The organism is Phyllobacterium sp. P30BS-XVII, from assembly GCF_014138335.1.
In the GTDB taxonomy this organism is placed as follows: domain Bacteria; phylum Pseudomonadota; class Alphaproteobacteria; order Rhizobiales; family Rhizobiaceae; genus Phyllobacterium; species Phyllobacterium meliloti.
Window position 1 is genome coordinate 454023 of the sequence record NZ_JACGXO010000003.1, and the last position, 19663, is coordinate 473685.

18 protein-coding genes are annotated in these 19663 nt (G+C 56.8%); 7 read left to right on the plus strand and 11 right to left on the minus strand.

What is annotated here, in order from left to right; all coding sequences use genetic code 11:
• Nucleotides 1-231: 231 nt before the first annotated feature.
• The gene (locus FHW17_RS11430) at nucleotides 232-1404 is read left to right on the plus strand and encodes a DUF2793 domain-containing protein (protein WP_182509886.1); all 1173 of its coding nucleotides are present in this window, start codon (nucleotides 232-234) and stop codon (nucleotides 1402-1404) included.
• A gap of 227 nt (nucleotides 1405-1631) precedes the next feature.
• Here the strand turns inward: FHW17_RS11430 and uraH are convergent, their stop codons facing one another.
• The 7 genes from uraH to FHW17_RS11465 all read right to left on the minus strand — a co-directional run bounded on the left by uraH (nucleotide 1632) and on the right by FHW17_RS11465 (nucleotide 8925).
• Nucleotides 1632-1988, minus strand: coding sequence for a hydroxyisourate hydrolase (uraH, locus tag FHW17_RS11435; protein WP_182509887.1), 357 nt, complete (start codon nucleotides 1986-1988; stop codon nucleotides 1632-1634).
• Nucleotides 1989-1998: 10 nt separating this feature from the next.
• The gene (uraD, locus tag FHW17_RS11440) at nucleotides 1999-2502 is read right to left on the minus strand and encodes a 2-oxo-4-hydroxy-4-carboxy-5-ureidoimidazoline decarboxylase (RefSeq protein WP_182509888.1); all 504 of its coding nucleotides are present in this window, start codon (nucleotides 2500-2502) and stop codon (nucleotides 1999-2001) included.
• Entirely contained in the window at nucleotides 2489-4846 is a 2358-nt protein-coding gene (gene xdhB, locus FHW17_RS11445; RefSeq protein ID WP_348643725.1) for a xanthine dehydrogenase molybdopterin binding subunit, read from the minus strand. The genes uraD and xdhB overlap by 14 nt, the downstream gene beginning before the upstream one ends.
• Nucleotides 4847-5042: 196 nt before the next feature.
• The gene (xdhA, locus tag FHW17_RS11450) at nucleotides 5043-6458 is read right to left on the minus strand and encodes a xanthine dehydrogenase small subunit (protein WP_113097458.1); all 1416 of its coding nucleotides are present in this window, start codon (nucleotides 6456-6458) and stop codon (nucleotides 5043-5045) included.
• 253 nt (nucleotides 6459-6711) lie between these two features.
• Nucleotides 6712-7212: an ureidoglycolate lyase gene (locus FHW17_RS11455; RefSeq protein WP_112527614.1), complete on the minus strand. Its 501-nt coding sequence runs from the start codon at nucleotides 7210-7212 to the stop codon at nucleotides 6712-6714.
• Nucleotides 7209-8126, minus strand: coding sequence for an allantoinase PuuE (gene puuE / locus FHW17_RS11460; protein ID WP_182509889.1), 918 nt, complete (start codon nucleotides 8124-8126; stop codon nucleotides 7209-7211). Before puuE ends, FHW17_RS11455 begins: the two co-directional genes overlap by 4 nt.
• 211 nt (nucleotides 8127-8337) lie before the next feature.
• The gene (locus tag FHW17_RS11465) at nucleotides 8338-8925 is read right to left on the minus strand and encodes a biotin transporter BioY (protein WP_112527610.1); all 588 of its coding nucleotides are present in this window, start codon (nucleotides 8923-8925) and stop codon (nucleotides 8338-8340) included.
• Between the two features lie 104 nt (nucleotides 8926-9029).
• On the opposite strand from FHW17_RS11465, the gene FHW17_RS11470 reads away from it, so the two are divergent.
• A complete protein-coding gene (locus tag FHW17_RS11470) occupies nucleotides 9030-9935 on the plus strand; it encodes an MBL fold metallo-hydrolase (RefSeq protein ID WP_182509890.1) in 906 nt (301 codons plus the stop codon).
• On the opposite strand, the gene FHW17_RS11475 is transcribed toward FHW17_RS11470, so the two are convergent.
• Complete coding sequence (locus FHW17_RS11475) at nucleotides 9920-10720, minus strand: DUF1499 domain-containing protein (RefSeq protein ID WP_210275864.1); 801 nt, start codon at nucleotides 10718-10720, stop codon at nucleotides 9920-9922. The two genes, FHW17_RS11470 and FHW17_RS11475, sit on opposite strands and share 16 nt — an antisense overlap.
• Nucleotides 10721-11140: 420 nt before the next feature.
• On the opposite strand from FHW17_RS11475, the gene FHW17_RS11480 reads away from it, so the two are divergent.
• Both FHW17_RS11480 and FHW17_RS11485 read left to right on the plus strand, forming a co-directional pair.
• On the plus strand, nucleotides 11141-11482 hold the full coding sequence (locus FHW17_RS11480) for a hypothetical protein (protein ID WP_227987085.1): 342 nt from the start codon (nucleotides 11141-11143) through the stop codon (nucleotides 11480-11482).
• A 91-nt stretch (nucleotides 11483-11573) separates the two neighbouring features.
• Complete coding sequence (locus tag FHW17_RS11485; protein ID WP_182509891.1) at nucleotides 11574-12968, plus strand: aminotransferase; 1395 nt, start codon at nucleotides 11574-11576, stop codon at nucleotides 12966-12968.
• Nucleotides 12969-13017: 49 nt separating this feature from the next.
• Here FHW17_RS11485 and FHW17_RS11490 read toward each other — a convergent pair whose 3' ends face one another.
• The gene (locus FHW17_RS11490) at nucleotides 13018-14376 is read right to left on the minus strand and encodes an esterase-like activity of phytase family protein (protein WP_182509892.1); all 1359 of its coding nucleotides are present in this window, start codon (nucleotides 14374-14376) and stop codon (nucleotides 13018-13020) included.
• A gap of 590 nt (nucleotides 14377-14966) precedes the next feature.
• Between FHW17_RS11490 and FHW17_RS11495 the strand changes: the two genes are divergently transcribed.
• Nucleotides 14967-15368, plus strand: coding sequence for a GNAT family N-acetyltransferase (locus FHW17_RS11495; protein WP_246706813.1), 402 nt, complete (start codon nucleotides 14967-14969; stop codon nucleotides 15366-15368).
• Nucleotides 15369-15379: 11 nt separating this feature from the next.
• Here the strand turns inward: FHW17_RS11495 and FHW17_RS11500 are convergent, their stop codons facing one another.
• Nucleotides 15380-16528 carry a citrate synthase gene (locus FHW17_RS11500; RefSeq protein WP_112527600.1) on the minus strand — a complete coding sequence of 383 codons (1149 nt, stop codon included), beginning with the start codon at nucleotides 16526-16528 and terminating at the stop codon, nucleotides 15380-15382.
• Between the two features lie 87 nt (nucleotides 16529-16615).
• On the opposite strand from FHW17_RS11500, the gene FHW17_RS11505 reads away from it, so the two are divergent.
• Together FHW17_RS11505 and FHW17_RS11510 are read left to right on the plus strand one after the other, a co-directional pair.
• Nucleotides 16616-17701, plus strand: coding sequence for a citrate synthase/methylcitrate synthase (locus FHW17_RS11505; RefSeq protein ID WP_112527598.1), 1086 nt, complete (start codon nucleotides 16616-16618; stop codon nucleotides 17699-17701).
• Between the two features lie 220 nt (nucleotides 17702-17921).
• The gene (locus tag FHW17_RS11510; protein WP_348643726.1) at nucleotides 17922-18338 is read left to right on the plus strand and encodes a hypothetical protein; all 417 of its coding nucleotides are present in this window, start codon (nucleotides 17922-17924) and stop codon (nucleotides 18336-18338) included.
• A gap of 71 nt (nucleotides 18339-18409) precedes the next feature.
• Here FHW17_RS11510 and FHW17_RS11515 read toward each other — a convergent pair whose 3' ends face one another.
• Entirely contained in the window at nucleotides 18410-19405 is a 996-nt protein-coding gene (locus FHW17_RS11515; protein ID WP_112527596.1) for an OmpA family protein, read from the minus strand.
• Nucleotides 19406-19663 lie beyond the last annotated feature (258 nt).

A 19663-nucleotide genomic window follows, 5' to 3' on the forward strand; every position in this document is an offset into this window, starting at 1 on the left:
TGCGTGGGTAATATGAGAAACTGCGATTTTCCTTAAAGTCCAATTTGAGGCATTTGTGAGATTGCGCTGCTCATCCTTAGAACCCTAATTGTGTTGGAGACCAGTAACATAGGGTTACACAAATGCAATGATCGTCTGATGATTAGTAAACTACTTTCTTTTCCGCTACTTTATCCAACACAGTCTGGCAGCATTTATCCTTGGTTTTCCCAAACAACGGATCAACAAGCCATGGAACAGACGTCAAACCTCAAACTTCCCTACATTGCCCCATCCCAGGCGCAAAAACATGTCATCCACAATGAAGCTATCAGGGCTTTGGACGCTCTGGTGCAGCTTTCAGTAATCAGCAGATCATTGAAAGAGCCTCCGGCAAGCGCCAAAGAGGGCGAGCGGTACATTGTTTCGTCTGGTGCCATAGCGGGATGGAATGGCAAGGACGGGCACATTGCGGCGTGGCAGGACGGCGCATGGGCTTTCTTTCAACCTGTGGATGGTTGGCATGCATGGATTGCCGCGGAGAACTGCCTTGCCGTTTTCAGTCAGGGACATTGGACTGATATCAAAACGGGGACAAATCCTGTCGACCACGTCGGCATCAACACGCGCGCGGATGATACAAACCGTCTCAGTATAAAAAGCCCCGCTTCCCTGTTTGACCATGCGGGTGAAGGGCACCAACTGAAAATCAACAAGGCGGGCGACCAGAAACTCGCCTCGATTCTCTTTCAGTCCGGTTATGAAGGGAGAGCCGAGATCGGTACGATCTGGAACAGGGATTTCTCCATCAAGGTCAGCGCGGATAATAAGCAATGGCGTGAGGTCATGATTGCCGATGGCAAGACCGGGATGGTTCAGTTTCCCGGCGGCGTGGTTCAGGCCAGAACTGGTAAAAAACTCTCCGGCCTGATCTTTCTGCCTGATAGCAACATTGCCATTCTTGAGCCAATGGCTGGTACCGCGGTCTGCGCGTCGGTTTCCGCGGACCTGCTTTCACTGAAAAGCCAGGTCGCTTCGACACTCTTTGCTTCCACAATGCGCGGCATGGCGATGGTGCGCATCTGGAATGTCAGCAAATCTCCGGCCCAATCCGCCTGGGTGAAATGGGATACGGGTGCCGACCAGTTGCAGGTGAGCAGCGCTGATCATATCGGACAGTGGGTGGCTGGCGATAATCTTCAGACAGCTGATCCGGTTAACCAGACGATTGCTGTCGATATCTCACCGCTTATGTACAGCCAGCTTGGCACTATATTTGCGCAGGATGGTGTGGTGCTTAATGGTGGAGCTGCCGGGGGGATGACACTCGCTTGTTCGATTGCATCACCGGTGTCATCAAGCAATCTCATCTGCTTCAAGGCTGAGGAGCGCAGGTTATTCAATGTGATTGGTGTTTATGGGTGATTTTTGGCGCTACAGATAACACCGCTTATCTTCGCCTTATAAAGGGGATTGGCATACCTATCCGTGCGTGGTTCGACATAACAACCATGAGGGAGAGGGGTGATGAAAGGGAGCTATATTCTGCAACCTTTGTGGTCGGCACCCTCTGCGATTATCGTTGCATCCACCAATCTCCCTCATGGTTGTTATGTCGAACCACCCACCGCAACGCGCGCAGTCTGCCCAGCTCAACTCCCGCGATAGGTGGAATAAGACCAAGGCGTAACGAGCAGCGGTACGTGATAATTTGCCCCCACATCGGCAATGGAAAAACGAATGGGCACGACATCCAGAAATGCCGGTTCCGCAAGCTCCACACCCTTTGCCTTGAAATATTCCCCGGCAAGAAAGCTGATTTCATAGCGTCCAACCACCATTTCATCCGGTGACAGCAACAGTTCATCGGTGCGGCCATCGGCATTGGTGACTGTGGATTTCAGCAAATGCCTGATCTCATCCGCATCGATGCGATGCAGGGTCAACCTCATGCCGGGTGCAGGACGCCCTGCCGCCGTATCAAGCACATGTGTGGATAATTTTCCCATGATTTGCCTCTCACACAATCAGATCATCGAGCCGGAAACGGGCAATCAGCGCAATCTGCCGCAAAGCTTCCGTTACTTCTTCACCCGCATTGTTCTGCAACCGCGTCCGGAATGCCGCCAGAATCGAATGTTTGTCATGGCCGCGCACCGCAAGGATGAAGGGAAAGCCGAACCGCCCCTGATAGCCATCGTTCAGCCGGTGAAACTCGTTGAATTCCGTGTCAGTCAGACGGTCGAGCCCCGCGCCCTTCTGTTCACTGGTGGAATGGGTGGTCAAACTACCCTGCCGCGCGGCCTTACCAGCCAGATCAGGATGAGCGCGGATAAGGCCAAGCTGTGCCACCTGTCCCGCCTTATCAACCGCACCGACCATAGCCGCGTGCAGGAGTTCGACACTGGCGAAGGGACGCAGCGGCACCACTGCTTCCGGCACCCAGGGCGAATGCTCAAAAATACCGCCCAGCGCTGTGACAAAAGTTTCCGGATCGGCATTGTTCAGTTCATCGAGAGTCATCGAGACCTTTCTTCAAGCGTTGTTTCAGTGCGTTCACCGAACGCAGCACATTCTCAGGCGTGGCGGGCGCATCGAGTTGCGGCGCTGCGCCGCCCTTGGCCAGCGAGGCTATGGCATCGCGAATGGCAAGCCAGACGGAAACACCGAGCATCAGCGGCGGCTCGCCAATGGCCTTGGAGCGAAACACCGTTTCTTCGCGGTTTGGCGCATTTTCGAGAATGCGCACATTGAACTCGGGCGGCACATCGCGCGAGCCGGGAATCTTGTAGGTGGACGGACCGACGGTGCGTAGCCTGCCTGTCTTGTCCCACCAGAGTTCCTCGCAGGTAAGCCAGCCCATGCCCTGCACGAAGGCGCCCTCGATCTGGCCAAGATCAATCGCCGGATTCAGCGGCGAGCCGACATCCTGCAGGATATCGGCGCGCAGACAGCGCGATTCGCCGGTCAGCGTATCGACAGCCACTTCCGCCACCGCCGCACCATAGGTGAAATAGAAGAACGGCCGCCCCTTCATGGTCTTGCCGTCCCAATGGATTTTCGGCGTGGCGTAATGCCCGGCTTCGGACAGTTGCACCCGCTTGAGCCATGACATTTTGGCGAGTTCGCCGAATGACACGGACTCATTGTCCGCGTGAACACGGCCCTCGCGATAGGTGATCACTTCCTCTTCGACGCCGAAATGCTCGGCGGCAACCGTGGTCATGCGCGCCTTGATCGCTGTCGCCGCCTTGAAGGCTGCCATGCCATTCAGATCAGACCCTGTCGACGCCGCCGTTGCGCTGGTGTTCGGCACCTTGCCCGTCGCGGTGGAGGAAATGCGCACCATATCCAGCTCGACCTGAAACACCTCGGCCACGACCTGCGCCACCTTGACGAACAGGCCCTGCCCCATTTCCGTGCCGCCATGGTTGAGGAAAATCGAACCATCGAGATAGACATGCACCAGCGCACCGGCCTGATTGAGCGAGGTCAGGTTAAAGGAAATACCGAATTTCACCGGCATCATCGCCAGACCCCGGCGAATGACCGGATTGGTGGCATTATGCGCATCGATTTCGGCGCGGCGCTGTTGCCAATCCGATGAAGCCAGCACAGCCTCTGTCACCTCGATCAGCCGGTTGTCTTCCACGGGCTGGCCATAGGGTGTCACCTCCCCGGTTGCATCGCCGTAATAATTGATGGCGCGGACATGATTGGGATCAAGTTTCAGCTCCCGCGCGATGGTATCGATGATGTTCTCGATGGTCAGAATGCCCTGCGGTCCACCAAAGCCGCGAAAGGCCGTGTTGGACACGGTGTTGGTCTTGCAGGCATGGCCGGTAAAGCGCGCATGGGGGATGTGATAGGCATTGTCCGTATGGGTCAGGGTGCGGGTGATGACAGGACCGGTCAGATCAGGCAGGTTGCCGGCGCGTGCGAGATATTCCACATCGAGGCCGAGGATACGGCCACGGGAATCAACGCCGACTTTCCAGTTGGCGACGTAATCATGCCGCTTACCCGTACCCGCCATGTCATCGCGGCGTTTCAGCCGCATTTTGCAGGGTTTTCCCGTTTTGGCTGCCACCAGCGCGGCGGCACCGGCAATGATCGTTGCCTGACTTTCCTTGCCGCCAAAACCGCCACCCATGCGCCGCACCTGACATTCCACCGCATTGGCATGCAATCCAAGAATGAGCGCCACATGGTGCTGCACCTCGGTTGGATGCTGGGTCGAGGAATGCACCAGCATCTCGCCGTTTTCACCCGGTATGGCATAGGCGATCTGGGTTTCCAGATAAAAATGGTCCTGCCCGCCCATATGCAGCGTGCCCGATAAGACATGCGGGGCGCTGGCGAGTGCCATCTCAACATCGCCGTCAATCACTTCCTGCGGCGGCAGCACATAGCTCCTGCGCCGATGCGCTTCTTCTATGTCCAGCACCGGTTCAAGCGGTTCAATATCCACCTTCACCTTCTTGGCCGCACGATAGGCGGTTTCGAAATCGCAGGCCGCCACAACAGCAATCACGCGCCCTTCGTGATCGACAATATCCTCGGCGAAGAGGGTTTCACCTTCGAGGATCGGGCCAACCTCATTATGCCCCGGTACATCCTTGGCCCACCAGACCCCGGCAACACCTGCCGTGGCGAGCGCCTGCGTTGGATCGATGGATTTGAGCCGCCCATGGGCAACGGGCGAGAGTACGAAAGCCGCATGCAACGTGCCGGGCAGTTCGGGCATATCATCAATGTAGTTCGCCGCACCTGCCACATGGCGCGCGGCAGAATCATGGGCAATGCCCTTGCCAACGATGGTCCGCTGGACAGTATGGGGGGTGGCTTGGGGAGTGGCTTGGGTCACGCTTCACCCCCCTCTGCCCGACAAGGGGGGAGATCAGCTGTATTACTTCCTTTGCACAATTTGCAACGATTCCGGTTGTGCAAGGCGTTCATGTCAATGTGATCTCCCCCCTTGTGGGGGGTCCGAAGGACGGGCGAGACCCGTGGCTCGCCCCGGAGTCCGACAGGACAGAGGGGGGTGATACCCAGATATCCCATCATAGCGCCATCACCTCAACAGTCTCGCCGGATACATCCCGCCAGAAACGCTCAACCAGATTGCCGGCCACCTGCAGGCGATACTCAGCCGTTCCGCGCCAGTCGCTCAGCGGTTTGAACGAAGCCATGACTGCCACCGCACACGCTTCAACCGCCTTCGCATCGAACTCTGTCCCGACAAGCGCCCGCTCGGCTTCCACAGCCCGGCGCGGTATTGCCGCCATGCCGCCAAAGGCAATGCGCGCATTGCGGACCTGACCATCCTCGCGGGTGATGGAAAACGCCCCGCAAACGGTCGAGATGTCCTGGTCATAGCGTTTGGAAATCTTGTAAACGCGGAATTCCTGTCCCGGTTTTGGCTTGGGAATAGAAACCGATGCTATCACCTCGTCTGCGCGCAGTTCCGTCTTGCGATAGTCGAGGAAAAAATCCTCAAGCGCCATGAACCTTCGGCCATTCAGCGAGGCCAGTTCCACATCCGCGCCCAGGGCAATCAATGCGGGCGGACCATCGCCAATCGGGCTCGCAGTACCAATATTGCCCCCAATGGTGCCCATGGAGCGTATCTGGGTGGAGCCAAAACGGCGAATGAGCGTGGCAAAGGACGGATAAGAACCGGCAACACGCGCCAGCACCTCTTCCCACGTCACGGCACCGCCAAAGCTCAAATGATTGTCGGATTCGCCGATAGCACGCATTTCGCGCACATGCGCCAGCGAGATCACCTCGTCCCAATCGGAATGATAATCGGCCAGCGCAACGCCAAGATCAGTACCGCCGCCCAGAAGCAGGGCATCGGGCTTTTCCTTGCGCAACTGCAAAAGCTCCGCCAGCGTTTGCGGCTGATGGAAAGTCGACCCATCTGCAGATATGGCCGCTTGCGGCTCTATCTCTGCAAATGCCGTAACCAGCGGTCCGGCAATACCAGCACCACCCGCGCTCGCAACCTTGCGCGCGGCCTCGACAATGGGCCGGTAGCCCGTGCAACGGCAAAGATTACCCGCCAGCGCATCGTGAATATCGTGGTCGTCAGGCGTGGCATTGTTGGCGGCAAGACCCGCCAGCGAAATGACAATGCCGGGCGTACAGAAACCGCATTGCGACGAACCATTTTCGGCCATCGCCGCCTGTACCGGATGCAGCACCTCGGTTTTGAGGCCCTCGACCGTCACCAGCGAACGACCATCAATCTGGCCCATGGCCAGAATGCAGCTATTGGCGGCATGGTATTGCACCGAATCACCACGGGGATCGCCAATAAGCACCGAACAGGCACCGCAATCGCCTTCAGCGCAACCTTCCTTGGTTCCCGTCAGGCGCGGCGCACTGCGCAGCCAGTCAAGCACTGTCATATCAGGCCGGACAGAGGCTTCCTGTTTTTGACCATTGAGAAAAAATTTGATCGTATGAGACATGACACGCAGCTTCATCCGGCAACGCTAAGCCGTCAAGGGGCATACAACAGGGGGTGGCAGGTTGGTTCTCGCTTCCCTGACTTCCCTCACCTCCCTCACTTCCTCCGTCATCCTCGGGCTTGACCCGAGGACCTACAGCCAAGAAGCATTAACGTTGCAACAGAACTTCTGCCAACTTTGCCATGGGTCCTCGGGTCAAGCCCGAGGATGACGGAAAGAGGAGTGTGTCAAAAGACGGAAAGCTAGTACATAGTCAGACCGCCTCTACCCGGTAAACCACACCCTCGAAGAAATACTCTTCCAGATTATCCCCCGCGCCACCGCGATCGACCACAAGAAAATCCGACACATCTTCGAGTGAAATCAGCGGGTGGTGCCAGACATTGCGGCTGTAATTGACGCCCTGATCCCCTCCCGCCAAAAACGCCACCGGCACACCGGGACGGCCTGCATCATCCTCGGCCACGACAAGCAGAAACGGCCTGTTTTGCAGGGGATAAAATGCCTGACTGCCCAGCGGATGGCGTTCGAGCATCATGATATCGATGGGCGGCGCGAATGCCTGCCCGCGAAAAATATTGATGAGAACGCGCGCGTCTTCGCCCGTCACATTCACGTTGGCGAGATCATGAAATCTTTGTGTTGTGCCATTGTTGATGAGGCGCATCTCCGCGCCATCCGTTTCGATGACATCGCCAAAGGGTTTGAACGCCGCAGGTGTCAGCGGCTGAACGACAACCGGAATGATGGTCATGCGGCATTGTCCGGATGGTGGTTTTCATGCCAATGGCGCGCAATATCGATGCGCCGCGTCACCCACGCGCCCTCATGCCCCTGCACATAATCAAGAAACCGCTCCAGCGCTGCCGCGCGTCCCGGACGCCCGACAAGGCGGCAATGCAGGCCGATGGACATCATCTTTGCCGCGCCCTCCTGCCCTTCGCGATAGAGCACATCGAACGTATCTTTTAAATAGGTGAAAAACTGGTCGCCAGTGTTGAAGCCCTGCGGCGTGGCAAACCGCATATCGTTGGCGTCAAGCGTATAGGGCACGATCAGGTGGGGCCCCTTCGGGCCTTTGACCCAATAGGGCAGCTCATCCGCATAGCTGTCGGCGGAATAGACGAAACCACCCTCTTCCATGACGATCTTCAGCGTATTGTCCGACGGCTTGCCCTGATAGATACCAAGCGGACGCGAGCCGGTGATTTCCATATGCAGCCGGACAGCCTCGAGAATATGCTGGCGTTCGATCTCCTCCGGGAAATCCTTGTATTCCAGCCAGCGCAAGCCGTGGCTGGCGATTTCCCAATCGGCCTCTTTCATCGCAGCAACCGCTTCGGGGTTGCGCGCCATGGCCAGTGTCACACCGTAAACCGTGACCGGCAGGTTCCGGCGGGTGAAAATACGCCATAGCCGCCAGAAACCGGCGCGCGAGCCATATTCATAAATGGATTCCATGTTGAGATTGCGCTGGCCGGGCCATGCCGCCGCGCCAACAATCTCCGAGAGCAGATTTTCCGATGCCGGATCATTATCGAGAATGCAGCTCTCACCGCCCTCCTCGTAATTGATCACGAATTGCACGGCGATCCGGGCATTGACAGGCCATTTTGGGTCGGGTGTAGAACGGCCAAAGCCAATCAGATCGCGGGGGTAGTCTGACAAGGAATGCGCCTCCACAATATGGCAGGGTATGGTGCAGCCCCCACAAGGGGTGAGATCAGCCTTCAATACCGCCTTTGCACAATCTCAAATTGTTCCGGTTGTGCAAAGGCGTTGATGCCAATGTGCCCCCTTATGGGGGGGCCGAAGGACGGGCTAAACCCGTGGCTCGCCCCGGTAGTCCGACAGGACAGAGGGGGTGCCAAATATAAAATCAGCGACGCTTGAGAAGCGAACCGACTGCCGGAACGATGGCTGCGGCCAGAGCAACCTTCAGGATATCGGCAACGATGAACGGGCCAACACCAAAGGCAAAAGCCTTTTCGAAGCCGAGCAGGTAGGCCAACCAGAGGAAGCCGAGGCTCAAGATGATCGCTTCACCGGCCAGCATGGCAACGCCCATAACAACAGGGTTGCGGGCAAAACCCTTGTCAGCGGCACGGCCAACAACCCAGGCTGCCGCGAGATAGGAGATGAGATATCCACCTGTGGTGCTGACCATATAGGCAAGGCCAATGCCCTTTTCCGGCGTTCCGGTGAACACAGGCATGCCGAGCGCGCCCTCCAGCAGATAAAGCGCCATGGTGGCGACAGCCAGACGTGAGCCGAAAGCTGCGGAAATGGCGAAAACGGCAAAGGTCTGCATGCTCACATTGACGAAAACCATGTCAATCTTGATCTTGGCAGCAAGGGTCATCAGCGCCGTGCCAATGAGGGCAAGCGAGACAAACCATACGGCTTTGGCAAGCTGGCCTTCCGGCTGAAATGTTTCGGCAAGGGAACGGGTCTGGGCAGTTATCATTTTCTATCCTCCGGATCGGCTTTCACCACGCGTTGAAAAGGGTATATTGGGGATGACGCCGCTTCGCAATACATCTGAAGTCCCATAAAGGCCTGCATAACCCCATGTCCCTCGTTTTCGACAGTTCTTTTGCGCCGCATTATGGCGAAGCGGTTGAGATTGCGCCTGATATCAAACGTATCACGGTCAATAATCCGAGCCCCTTCACCTTTTATGGCACCAATAGCTATCTGATCGGCAGCAATACGCTGGCGCTGATCGATCCCGGTCCGATTGATGACGCGCATCATGCCACATTGCTGCGGGCGATAGACGGGCGGCCGGTCAGCCATATTTTTGTCAGCCATACGCACCGGGATCATTCGCCGCTCGCCACGGTGTTGAAAGATGAACTTGGTGCCAAGCTGGTCGCCGAAGGGCCGCACCGCCCTGCCCGTGCCCTTTATACCGGCGAAGTCAATCTGCTTGATGCCAGCGGTGATTATGATTTTGTGCCTGACATCGTGGCTGCGGATAATTCCATCATTGAGGGCGATGGCTGGGCCTTGCAAACCATTCATACACCCGGCCACACGGCAAACCATGTGGTTTTCGGGCTGGTGGGAACGGATATTCTGTTTTCTGCCGACCATGTGATGGCGTGGGCCACGTCAATCGTCGCGCCGCCTGATGGCTCGATGTCGGATTATATGGCTTCGCTCGACCGGCTGCTGGAGCGGCATGACCGGGTTTATCTGCCCGGTCATGGCGGCGCTGTGACCAAACCAAAAACGTTTGTGCGCGGCCTGAAAGCCCATCGCAAGATGCGCGAACGGGCGGTTCTTGAACGGGTCAAGCAGGGCGACCGCACCATCGCCGCGATGGTCAAGGTGATCTACCGGGAAACCGATCCGCGTCTGCACGGTGCTGCCGGGCTTTCGGTGCTCGCCCATCTTGAAGATCTTGTTGCGCGCGGCAAAGTTCACACGGAAGGCAACCCTTCCATCGATGGTGTCTACTGGGCGGGCTGAGTGGTGTCTTCCTCAGGCTGAGCGCTCTGGATCTGCGTGTCGAGCGCCGTCATGAACTGCATGATGCGGTCGGCATTCTCGCCTAGGTCGTGAATGCCATAGCGTGAAACGGAACGCATATCGACATAGGTGGTTTCGCCCTCATCGCTCAAACGGATCACCACATCGCTGGTGAAACCGAGCAGCCAGGTTCGGGCCACGATTTCAACCAGAATTTCCTCATCATCGCCGGGCACGCCCTTTTGCTCGGTGATGGTCCAGCCATCATCGGCAATAACCGACACCACGGCATCCAGAATGCGATCCGGCGAGCCCTCATAACGGCGACCCGTCACGCCGGGATAGGCACTGGCCTGCAATGCGCGGCTGTGCGGATCATTGACCAGCGGGTTCATCCGGTCCGTCCTCTGACCGGCAAGGGCAAACAAAGCAGGCGGGTCAGTCAGATCGGTGGAAACATCATAAATCGCTGGCAAGGTCATTGCCTGATAGACCGTCGTGATGAACGGCCCAAGCACGATAAGCGCGATCACTGCGCCCCAAAAAGCCGACGGGCCACCCCGATCACCACGTCGCCACAGGCTGGTGAAACCCTTGATGCTCAGAAGAAGAGCCAGAAGCGCCAGCCCGGCAACAATGGCGAGCAGCCAGAGAAACTCCGGCGTCTCGATCCGCTCAAACCGGTGTCCGAGCGCCGACAGGACAAACAGGATCGCCGACAGAAACGCGATCCGCACCGACCATTTGGCGGAAATCGATTGGCGGCGTCGAATGTGGTGTCGCATTGAATCCTGGCATTGCTGGTCAGTGGCTGGTGCAAACAGCTAATCGCAAATTCGCCATGAGACAAGCCTGCCGAGCCGGGTACGATAGGTATGCCGTTGCCTTCTCTCTCCAAACCAAGGGCCAACCGTATCATTTATAAGCTGCAAGAGCGGTGGTTCGTGGTTCGACAAGCTCACCATGAGGGAGATGGGTGATGGCAGGGAGCCAAGTTCTGCAACATTGGTGATTAGCGTTGCATCCACCCATGCCCCTCATGGTGAGCTTGTCGAACCACGAACCCATCGGACCATCTCAACCGTTTACACTTTATGAGTAGATCGACTGTCACATAGCTGACATCATCGCTCTTGTGATTCAGGGCAGGAAACAGAAGGCGGGTAACAAATCGCTTTTACAACCAAATGACGAGGCCGAACAAAATGCCTGAGGCTGGCAAAGCGGTTTCGCTTGAAGTTGTCGAAATTGAACTGGCGCTTGGCGCACAGGATATGGTTGCCGACGGGTTCGAAGGCGCCTTGCAGAAGGCTGCGGCGCTGGTGAGCGGCGAAGTGCTTTTCAATATCCGGGCACCTGAGGACGGCGACCAGCAGCGCATTGCCGCCATTTCCGTATCCGACGGTGCTGTCGACCAGATCGTCTATGTCATGCTCGGCAATGATGGGACCAGCCTGACGGTTTCAGCCGAGGATGACGAAAACACGCTGCTCACCCGGCTTGGCAAGGATTATGCCGCCGTGATGAAGGGCCTGCGCCCGGAATAATCGCGCATTTTGCGTTTTCTTTTCAAGCCGCTTTGCTCTTTGCCTGCTCTGTGTCTAAGCTCGCCATATCCCTATCAAACGGAGTTGAAAAATGGCGAGCAGCCGCCCCCTTACGAATGTCCAGCAGCGCGATATCGATTCGATCCTGCATCCCTATACGCCCCTTCACAAGCTGAAGGATCAGGGTCCGGTGGTGATGGGCCACGGCAAGGGTGTCTATATTTATGACACGCAGGGCAAGGAATATATCGAGGGCATGTCGGGCCTGTGGTGCGCCGGTCTTGGCTTCGGCGATGAGGAAATGATCGAAGCGGCAACCGCGCAGTTGCGCACCCTGCCCTATTATCACCTGTTTGGCGGCAAGGGCATGGAGCCCGCCATTGAACTGGCGGAAAAGCTCAAGGAAATCGCGCCGGTTCCAATTTCCAAGGTTTTTTACACCTCGTCAGGTTCGGAAGCCAATGACACGCAGGTCAAGCTCGCCTGGTACTACAACAATGCGCTGGGCCGTCCGAACAAGAAAAAGATCATCTCACGCGTCAAAGCCTATCATGGCGTGACCATCATGGCCGCCTCATTGACCGGCCTGCCCTATAACCACAAGGGCTGGGATCTGCCGGTGGCAGGCATCCTGCACGCGGATTGCCCGCATTATTACCGGTTCGGTCAGGAAGGCGAAAGCGAAGCGGAATTCGTCTCCCGCCTTGCCGATTCGCTGCGTGATATGATCGAGCGCGAAGGCCCTGACACGATTGCCGCGTTCATCGCCGAGCCTGTCATGGGTGCGGGCGGTGTGCTGGTGCCGCCATCGGGCTATTTCGCCGCCATCGAGCCAATCCTGCGCGAGCACGATATCATGATCATTTCCGATGAGGTCATCAACGGCTTTGGCCGTACCGGCCATTGGTGGGGCAGTCAGGCCGTGGGTATGACACCAACAACCATTTCAGCGGCCAAACAGCTGACCTCGGCCTATGCGCCGCTCGGTGCCGTTCTGGTTCCTGAAGACGTCTATCAGGCCTATGTGGATCACAGCGCCCAGATTGGCACATTCGGCCATGGCTTCACCTATGGCGGCCATCCGCTTGGTTGTGCGCTCGGTGTCAAGGCCATCGAGATCTACCAGCGCCGCAACATCGTCGATTATGTGCGTGGTCTGACGCCCACCTTCGAAGCGCGGCTGAAAAAGCTCATCGACCATCCGCTGGTTGGTGAAGTGCGCAATTCCGGCCTGATGGGCGCTGTCGAACTGGTGGCCGACAAGGCGACCAAGCGTTCATTCGATCCGGCACATGGCGTCGGCGCGCAGCTTGCGCGTTTCCTTGAAAGTCATGGCGCGGTATTGCGGGCCATCGGCGATTCCATCGCCTTCTGCCCGCCCATGATCATCACGGAAGCCGAATTGAACGAACTCTTCAACCGCTTCGAACTGGCTTTGGCCGACACAGAAGAGCACGTTTCGAAAAACAATCTGCGCGCGGTTTAAAGCAGAGGCATGAGAGGTTCGGGGCGGTTTTCACCGCCCCGGATTGTTTTTAGCGAGCCTTCAGAAAGTCACCGACTTCAAGGATCACGAATTCATTGTCGTCAGCTTTGTCGACAGCGCGCCCCGCGGAGAATGGCAAATTGTTGTCATTGCCAACGATGATGTGGGTGGCATCAACCACATCGACATTTTCGATGGTGACGAACGGCATATCATAAAAGCCTTCGCCGCCGCCCTGACGCTTCTTCTTGTCAGGATCAGCAATGTTCAGAAGGTCGATATAGCCAATCTTGCGCACGGCAGCGCCGACATTCTGATCGGTCATTTCGATCTTGTAGATGCGCTTGACCTTGGATGGCACATCAAAGCAATCGGGCTTTGGCGTCTTCGGATCAGCACAGGCCTTGGCGGCAGTGCCCGCGCCATTGTCGCGTTCAATCACCAGCGCCGTCGTATCATCGATCATGTTGAAGTCGCCGATTGCCTCGCCGCCCTGTGCCAGCGGATAAAGCCAGCTGCGACCGGTCCAGTTCTTTGACGCGATATCGAACTCGATGACGCGCAGGGCTGGCTGACCATCGACCTTTTCAACGACGCCATCATCACCAAACAGCGGGCCTTCAAGCAGAGCATAAAGCTTCTTGCCGTCTTTCGACTGGGCCAGACCTTCAAAGCCGCCGGAGCGCTTGAGGTTGAAAGCAGGATTTTTCAGCGTTGGGTTGGCTGGCAGCGTGATCGCGGGATTGTCAGGCGAGCGGACGGCGCGGTCGCCAACCTTGGTTGCAATGACGTCCGTGACCTTGCCATCGCGCGTTACCTTGACGAGATAGGGACCAAATTCTTCACCGATCCAGAAACCATCGGCAACAGGCTGGATTGATTCCACATCAAGATCGCTGCCGGTCAGATATCGGGTATCACTGCCTTCCATGACAATCGGGAATGGTACTTTCTTGTCCGGATCGCGCAGGAAAACGGTTTCCTTGCGGTCAACTGTGCCCTTGTCCCAATCAAAAGCAATGTGATGCAGCATCAGCATGGCGTCGGGTGAATTGAGCTTGGTGCCGAAACCATTATCGGATAGCGACCAGTAGGTACCATCGCCAACAGCCTTGATGCCGGAAAAGCCTTGAACTGCCTGACCGTCGAATGGCAGGCTGAGGCCAGTCAACCGCACACCATCCTTGCCCGGAACAGTGCCCAGACCTTCCGCACGCTTGCGGTCTGCCGTGGTGAATTTGCCCGCAGTCTTTAAATGTTCGGGGGCATTTTCAGGCGCTTTGATAATTGTGTTGGCGGGCAGAATGGCATGGGAGACGAGTTTCGCCTTGAATTCCTGATCGGCAGCAAAGGCTGAGGCCGGAACCAGAAAGGAAGCACAGAGCAGAGCGGCAAATATTGGTCGCATGGGATCACCAGAGGTTCGAGTTCGTGGGTCGAGCCTGAAGGATTAGGTGCCGTGCATCTCTGCCGTTTGACTGTTGTGTGAAGTTTTGATGACGTCAGACTAAAGTTTGACGCAAAATCAGTGTGCGTGGAGGTGGTTCGTGGTTCGTGGTTCGACAAGCTCACCATGAGGGAGAGTGAGGATGCAATGCTAATCGCAGAGATTACAGATCACAAAGGTTGCTTATGCCAAAGGGTGCATATCGCAAAGATTGCAGAACTTGGCTCTTCATAACCCACCCCACCGTCATCCTCGGGCTTGACCCGAGGACCCATGGCTAAGGAGATCAGATGAATCCGGATATACAGTGCTTTTAAGTTATGGGTCCTCGGGTCAAGCCCGAGGATGACGGTGGGGGTACGCAGAGCCAAGTTCTGCAACGTTTCCGATTATCTTGCAGCCCCCTCATGGTTGCTTTGTCGAATAACGCATACTGGTTTTGCAATCCATCTTGGCAGTATCCTGCTCCGAATCTAAGACTTGGGAGACCACCTTTGACCACCCCCCTCATCCGCCAGGCCAACGCCACCGATCTTCCGGCGATTATCGCCATGCTTGCTGAAGATCCCTTGGGCAAACAACGCGAGATCATCTCTGATCCCATTGATACCCACTATCTCGCGGCCTTTGCAGCCATCGACAATGATCCGAACCAGCTGCTGATTGTTGCGGATGAAAACAACAGCGTTATCGGCTGTGCCCAGATCACCTTTATTCCCGGCCTGTCGCGCACCGGCATGTGGCGCGGGCAGATCGAAAGCGTGCGGATTGCCGAGACCCACCGGCGCGGTGGCCTTGGTCGGCGCATGTTCGAATGGGCGATTGAGGCCTGCCGGGCGCGTGGTTGCGGGCTGGTACAATTGACCACCGACAAGACCCGCCCCGATGCGGCGCGGTTTTATGAAGCGCTCGGATTTGTTGCGAGCCACGAAGGCATGAAGCTTTCCATATAGGGTGAACCTTATCAGGACATGGTCAATGGCGGACCTGTGTAACGGGCACGGGGGCGGATCAGCTGGTTCATCGATTGCTGTTCGAAAATATGGGCGATCCAGCCGACAGACCGGGCAATGGCGAAGAGTATGACCGGCGCTGACGGTGGCAAATCAAAAGCGTCGGTCATCGCCGCAAGGGCGAAATCGATATTGGGGTATTCGCCCGTCAACATCTGCGTCATCTCGCCAATCTCCTGATAAACATCTCCCGGCTTGAACTGGGCCAGCAATGCTTTGGCGCGCAGATCACCATTTGGATAGAGCGGATGTCCAAACGCGGGAACGGCCCTGCCCTGAGCCAGCAAATCCCGGATCGCAAAATCTGCACCGCTGGTCTGCGCCGTCCGGGCCAGTGCCTGGACACTGAGATAGGCTTCCCCATGCAACGGTCCGGTCAGTGTGGCAAGGCCAGCGAGCATGCTTGCGGCCAGTGGCGCACCGGTGGACGCAGCGACCCGCGCAGCAAAGGTTGACGCATTGAGTTCGTGATCAGCAAGCAGAACCAGTGCCCGCCGGATGCAATCCTCCGCCTGCGGTGCCGTCCAGACGCGGGCCAGACGCGTGTGAACGTGGCTTGCATCAGCCCTGTCAGCGCCCAGCATGGCGGAAACAACTTCGCCGAAGATGGTGGTCGCCTCGACCACGAGTACGGCGCGGGAGCGACCATAGGCAGGCAAGTCCGTTCCGGCGCGGCGCGCCAGCGTGATCAAGGCTGCCTCCAGCGGTTGCTCCGGGATCGGCACGGTCCCGGCAGGAGGAGCCAGCGAAATATGCTCTGCCTCCCACAGCAAGGCCGCGATCTGCTCCAGCGTCGATGTTGCCGCCAGCTCGGCGGCATCCTTGCCGCGATACCATAGACGCCCATCAACAATGGTGGAGACGCTTGATGGCAGGACCGGATCGCCCCAGCCGATTGCCTCGGCGGCCACATTGGCAACCGTGCGCCGGCCAGCCTTGCGTCCGGCAAGGCGCTTCACGTCCTCACTTTTATAAAGGCTACGGCGCGGGTCCTGCGGATCGGGCTTTGCCTGAATGCGCCCCCTGCTGACATTGGCATAAAGGGTTTGCGGCTGAACCCCGAGGGCGGCCAATGCCTGTGATGCCGTCAACCAAGCCATTTGATCTCACATTGATTATTTACGTCAAGATTGACGTCAATCATAGCGCACACCATCTTGCCATGGAAACAAAAACTGGAGTTTGCCATGAAAAACGGTCTTGATGATGTTGTCGCCACGGAAACCATGCTGTCGGATGTTGATGGTATCGGGGGCATATTGATCATTCGCGGCCGATCGCTGGACGAGTTGGCCGGCGTCGTTACCTATGAGGAACTGCTGGCGCTGCTTTTGTCGGATGCCTTTGAAAAGCTTGATGCTGATGGTTTGCGGCAGAAAATCGGTGTCGCCCGGCAGGAGGTTTTCCGCACGGTGTCCGACGCCACAACATCTTTGCTGAAACTGCCTGTCACCGATGCCGTGCGCGCCCTCACCGCCCAGTTTGCCGATGGTGATGACCTTGCCACAGCCTTGCGCCTGATCGCGGCACCCGCCGTGTTTACACCGGCGGTGATCAGGCTGAAAAATGGTCAAGCACCGGTTGCACCCGATACCTCACTCGCCCATGCCGCCGACATATTGCATATGCTGCATGGCCGTAGCGTATCGCCGCAGCAGGCCGCCGCTCTCGATACCTATCTGGTGACTGTCAGCGACCACGGCATGAACGCCTCGACCTTTGCTGCCCGCGTTGTCGCATCCACCCATGCGGGGCTGGTTTCCTCGGTGCTTGCCGCCTTCGGAGCGCTCAAAGGTCCGCTGCATGGCGGCGCACCGGGACCGGTTCTCGATATGTTGGATGCCATCGGCACACCTGACAATGCGGAAAGCTGGCTGGAAAAGGCGCTGGATGATGGCGAGCGGCTGATGGGTTTTGGCCATCGCATTTACCGGGTGCGCGACCCCAGAGCCGATGCGCTGATGCAGGCGCTGCGGCGGCTTGCCGGGGATAATCAGGGTGCTGGCCGCTTCAAGCTGGCCGAAAGCGTCGAGGCGGCGGCCTTACGCATTCTCGCGCGGCGCAAGCCGGATCGGCCGCTCAAGACAAATGTGGAGTTCTATACGGCGCTGCTTCTGGAAACACTTGGCTTTCCCAGAGAAAGTTTCACCAGCGTCTTCGCCATGGGCCGGGTTGGCGGCTGGATTGCCCATGCCCGTGAGCAGACCCAGCATGGCCGGTTGATCCGCCCGCAATCGCTTTATGTCGGACCACGCCCGATCAAGGCGGCCTGACCTCTTTCCAAGTAAAATGATGGTGGGCACTGCCTGAGATGGCGGCCCACCATCACATGTTCGTGTGAGCATGGCGAAAACCCAGTAAATACTGGGAATTGTCCCGATAATGTCCCCACCTGCGACGGTATTTTGGCACCCGCAAAAGCGGTTTTGGTGCTATTCTGTTTGCGGACTCAAGTGCGCCATCTTTGGACATTCAAAAGGAGCAACTGGGATCATGACAAAACTTCTCAATCGCGTATCCCTCGCACTCGCCGTTACACTTTTCACCTCTCCCTATGCGGTAGCCGGACCGCTGAATACCATGGACGATGTCGGCAAGGCGCTTCAGGCGTGCTGGACCGCGCCGCAGGGTGTGCAAAAATCAACCGTAACACTGCGTTTCAGCTTCAAACGTGATGGCTCGCTGATCGGCCCGCCGACAACGGCTGCGATTGATTTTCCGGGCAAGGACGCAACAGCCCGCAAATCATTCATCGACGCGGCAATCTCCGCCGTCAAGGATTGCACACCACTGACATTCTCGTCGGACCTCGCCCAAGGCATAGGTGGACAGGTTTTCACCATGCAGTTCGCTTCTCCTGACGCCTGCGGCGGCGATTGCAACCGCGAAGCAAGCGTGCGGCCGAACTGATACTTGTCACAGAAGCGAAAAAGGCGGCTGGATGAGCCGCCTTTTCCGATATTGTACGCCATGAGCGTATGTTACTGGCGATGGAGTTCCACGCGGCGGTTCTTCGCCCGTCCATCCTCATTGTCATTCGATGCAACCGGCGACTGCAAGCCTTCACCGCTTGCCTTGAGACGGCTCTGCGAAACACCATAGGTATTGACCAGATCGGCGACAACCGCGTCGGCGCGCGCCTTGGACAATTGCATGTTGAAATCCGCGCCGCCGATATTGTCGGTATAACCAACGACAGAAAGCTTCTCGTCAGTCTTGTCCTTCAGGAACTTGCCGATTTCATCAAGGCTCGGGCGTGATTCCGGCTTGATCGATGCTTTGTTGAAGTCAAAGTGAATGCCGTAAAGCAGCACCTTGCCCGAGGTATCGAGCGCCTTGGTGATTTCCGATGCAGTTACCAGAACCATCTGGTTTTTCAGTTCGCCAACCTGAAGGCTGTCAAGACGCACATAGACCTGGCCTTTGACGGCTTCGAACTCAGGCACATAACCACCTTCGAATTCGATGACGTAAAGAGCGATATAGGTTTTGACGCCGTTCTCTTCCTTCACGGCAGCCACGTAGCGGGCTTCGTCAGGGCTATAGCCGAACAGCTGACCGCCGGGACCTTTTTCGCCGAAAATGCTCTCAAGATTGTATGTTTCGTCCTGCTTTGCCTGAAACAATACCTTGTAACCGGCAGATTGCAGATCATTCATATAATTGCGGAACACTTCGGCAGACGACGGCCCGGCGGGGACGGAATAGACATTCTGCGTCAAGCGGCCTTCCAGCGCTTCCTTGCTGGCAAAATCTGACTTTTCAGGCTCATCCTCATTCTTGGTCCATTTTCCGGTCGCCAACGTATATTCTGCGAAGTTTCTATGATCGCAAAGCTCGATTGATGAACCCTCGAACCGCTTGATACCCGGAAAATCCTTGCAACCTTCCTTATCGGCGGCAAATGCATGGGATGAGATGGATAGCGCCATCACTGCGATAGCCGCGAAGACTCCACCTAAGAGTTTCGATGTCATGAGTATCTCCAAAATGACCTGACCGATACTGCATCGCTGGCCAGAAAATTCGGAACCAACAGATGCAAATCGATTGCTTTATAAAAACACAAAACACATCCTGCAATACACAAAACATATCAAGTGTTACGCCGAAATGATCAATGACGGAGGGAGAATATCCAACATATAAAGGCGTTTTACAGGATAGCGCATTGTCCGAATACCGGACCGATACAGCTACAAAACACACTAGATATTTGAATAAAGTGCAATCGG

Bases quoted from the DNA above. Each gene is read 5' to 3' on its own strand.
- FHW17_RS11430 (WP_182509886.1), top strand. From the start codon at position 232: ATGGAACAGACGTCAAACCTCAAACTTCCCTACATTGCCCCATCCCAG.
- uraH (WP_182509887.1), bottom strand. From the start codon at position 1,988: ATGGGAAAATTATCCACACATGTGCTTGATACGGCGGCAGGGCGTCCT.
- uraD (WP_182509888.1), bottom strand. From the start codon at position 2,502: ATGACTCTCGATGAACTGAACAATGCCGATCCGGAAACTTTTGTCACA.
- xdhA (WP_113097458.1), bottom strand. From the start codon at position 6,458: ATGTCTCATACGATCAAATTTTTTCTCAATGGTCAAAAACAGGAAGCC.
- FHW17_RS11455 (WP_112527614.1), bottom strand. From the start codon at position 7,212: ATGACCATCATTCCGGTTGTCGTTCAGCCGCTGACACCTGCGGCGTTC.
- FHW17_RS11465 (WP_112527610.1), bottom strand. From the start codon at position 8,925: ATGATAACTGCCCAGACCCGTTCCCTTGCCGAAACATTTCAGCCGGAA.
- FHW17_RS11470 (WP_182509890.1), top strand. From the start codon at position 9,030: ATGTCCCTCGTTTTCGACAGTTCTTTTGCGCCGCATTATGGCGAAGCG.
- FHW17_RS11475 (WP_210275864.1), bottom strand. From the start codon at position 10,720: ATGCGACACCACATTCGACGCCGCCAATCGATTTCCGCCAAATGGTCG.
- FHW17_RS11480 (WP_227987085.1), top strand. From the start codon at position 11,141: ATGCCTGAGGCTGGCAAAGCGGTTTCGCTTGAAGTTGTCGAAATTGAA.
- FHW17_RS11485 (WP_182509891.1), top strand. From the start codon at position 11,574: ATGGCGAGCAGCCGCCCCCTTACGAATGTCCAGCAGCGCGATATCGAT.
- FHW17_RS11490 (WP_182509892.1), bottom strand. From the start codon at position 14,376: ATGCGACCAATATTTGCCGCTCTGCTCTGTGCTTCCTTTCTGGTTCCG.
- FHW17_RS11495 (WP_246706813.1), top strand. From the start codon at position 14,967: ATGCTTGCTGAAGATCCCTTGGGCAAACAACGCGAGATCATCTCTGAT.
- FHW17_RS11500 (WP_112527600.1), bottom strand. From the start codon at position 16,528: ATGGCTTGGTTGACGGCATCACAGGCATTGGCCGCCCTCGGGGTTCAG.
- FHW17_RS11505 (WP_112527598.1), top strand. From the start codon at position 16,616: ATGAAAAACGGTCTTGATGATGTTGTCGCCACGGAAACCATGCTGTCG.
- FHW17_RS11510 (WP_348643726.1), top strand. From the start codon at position 17,922: ATGACAAAACTTCTCAATCGCGTATCCCTCGCACTCGCCGTTACACTT.
- FHW17_RS11515 (WP_112527596.1), bottom strand. From the start codon at position 19,405: ATGACATCGAAACTCTTAGGTGGAGTCTTCGCGGCTATCGCAGTGATG.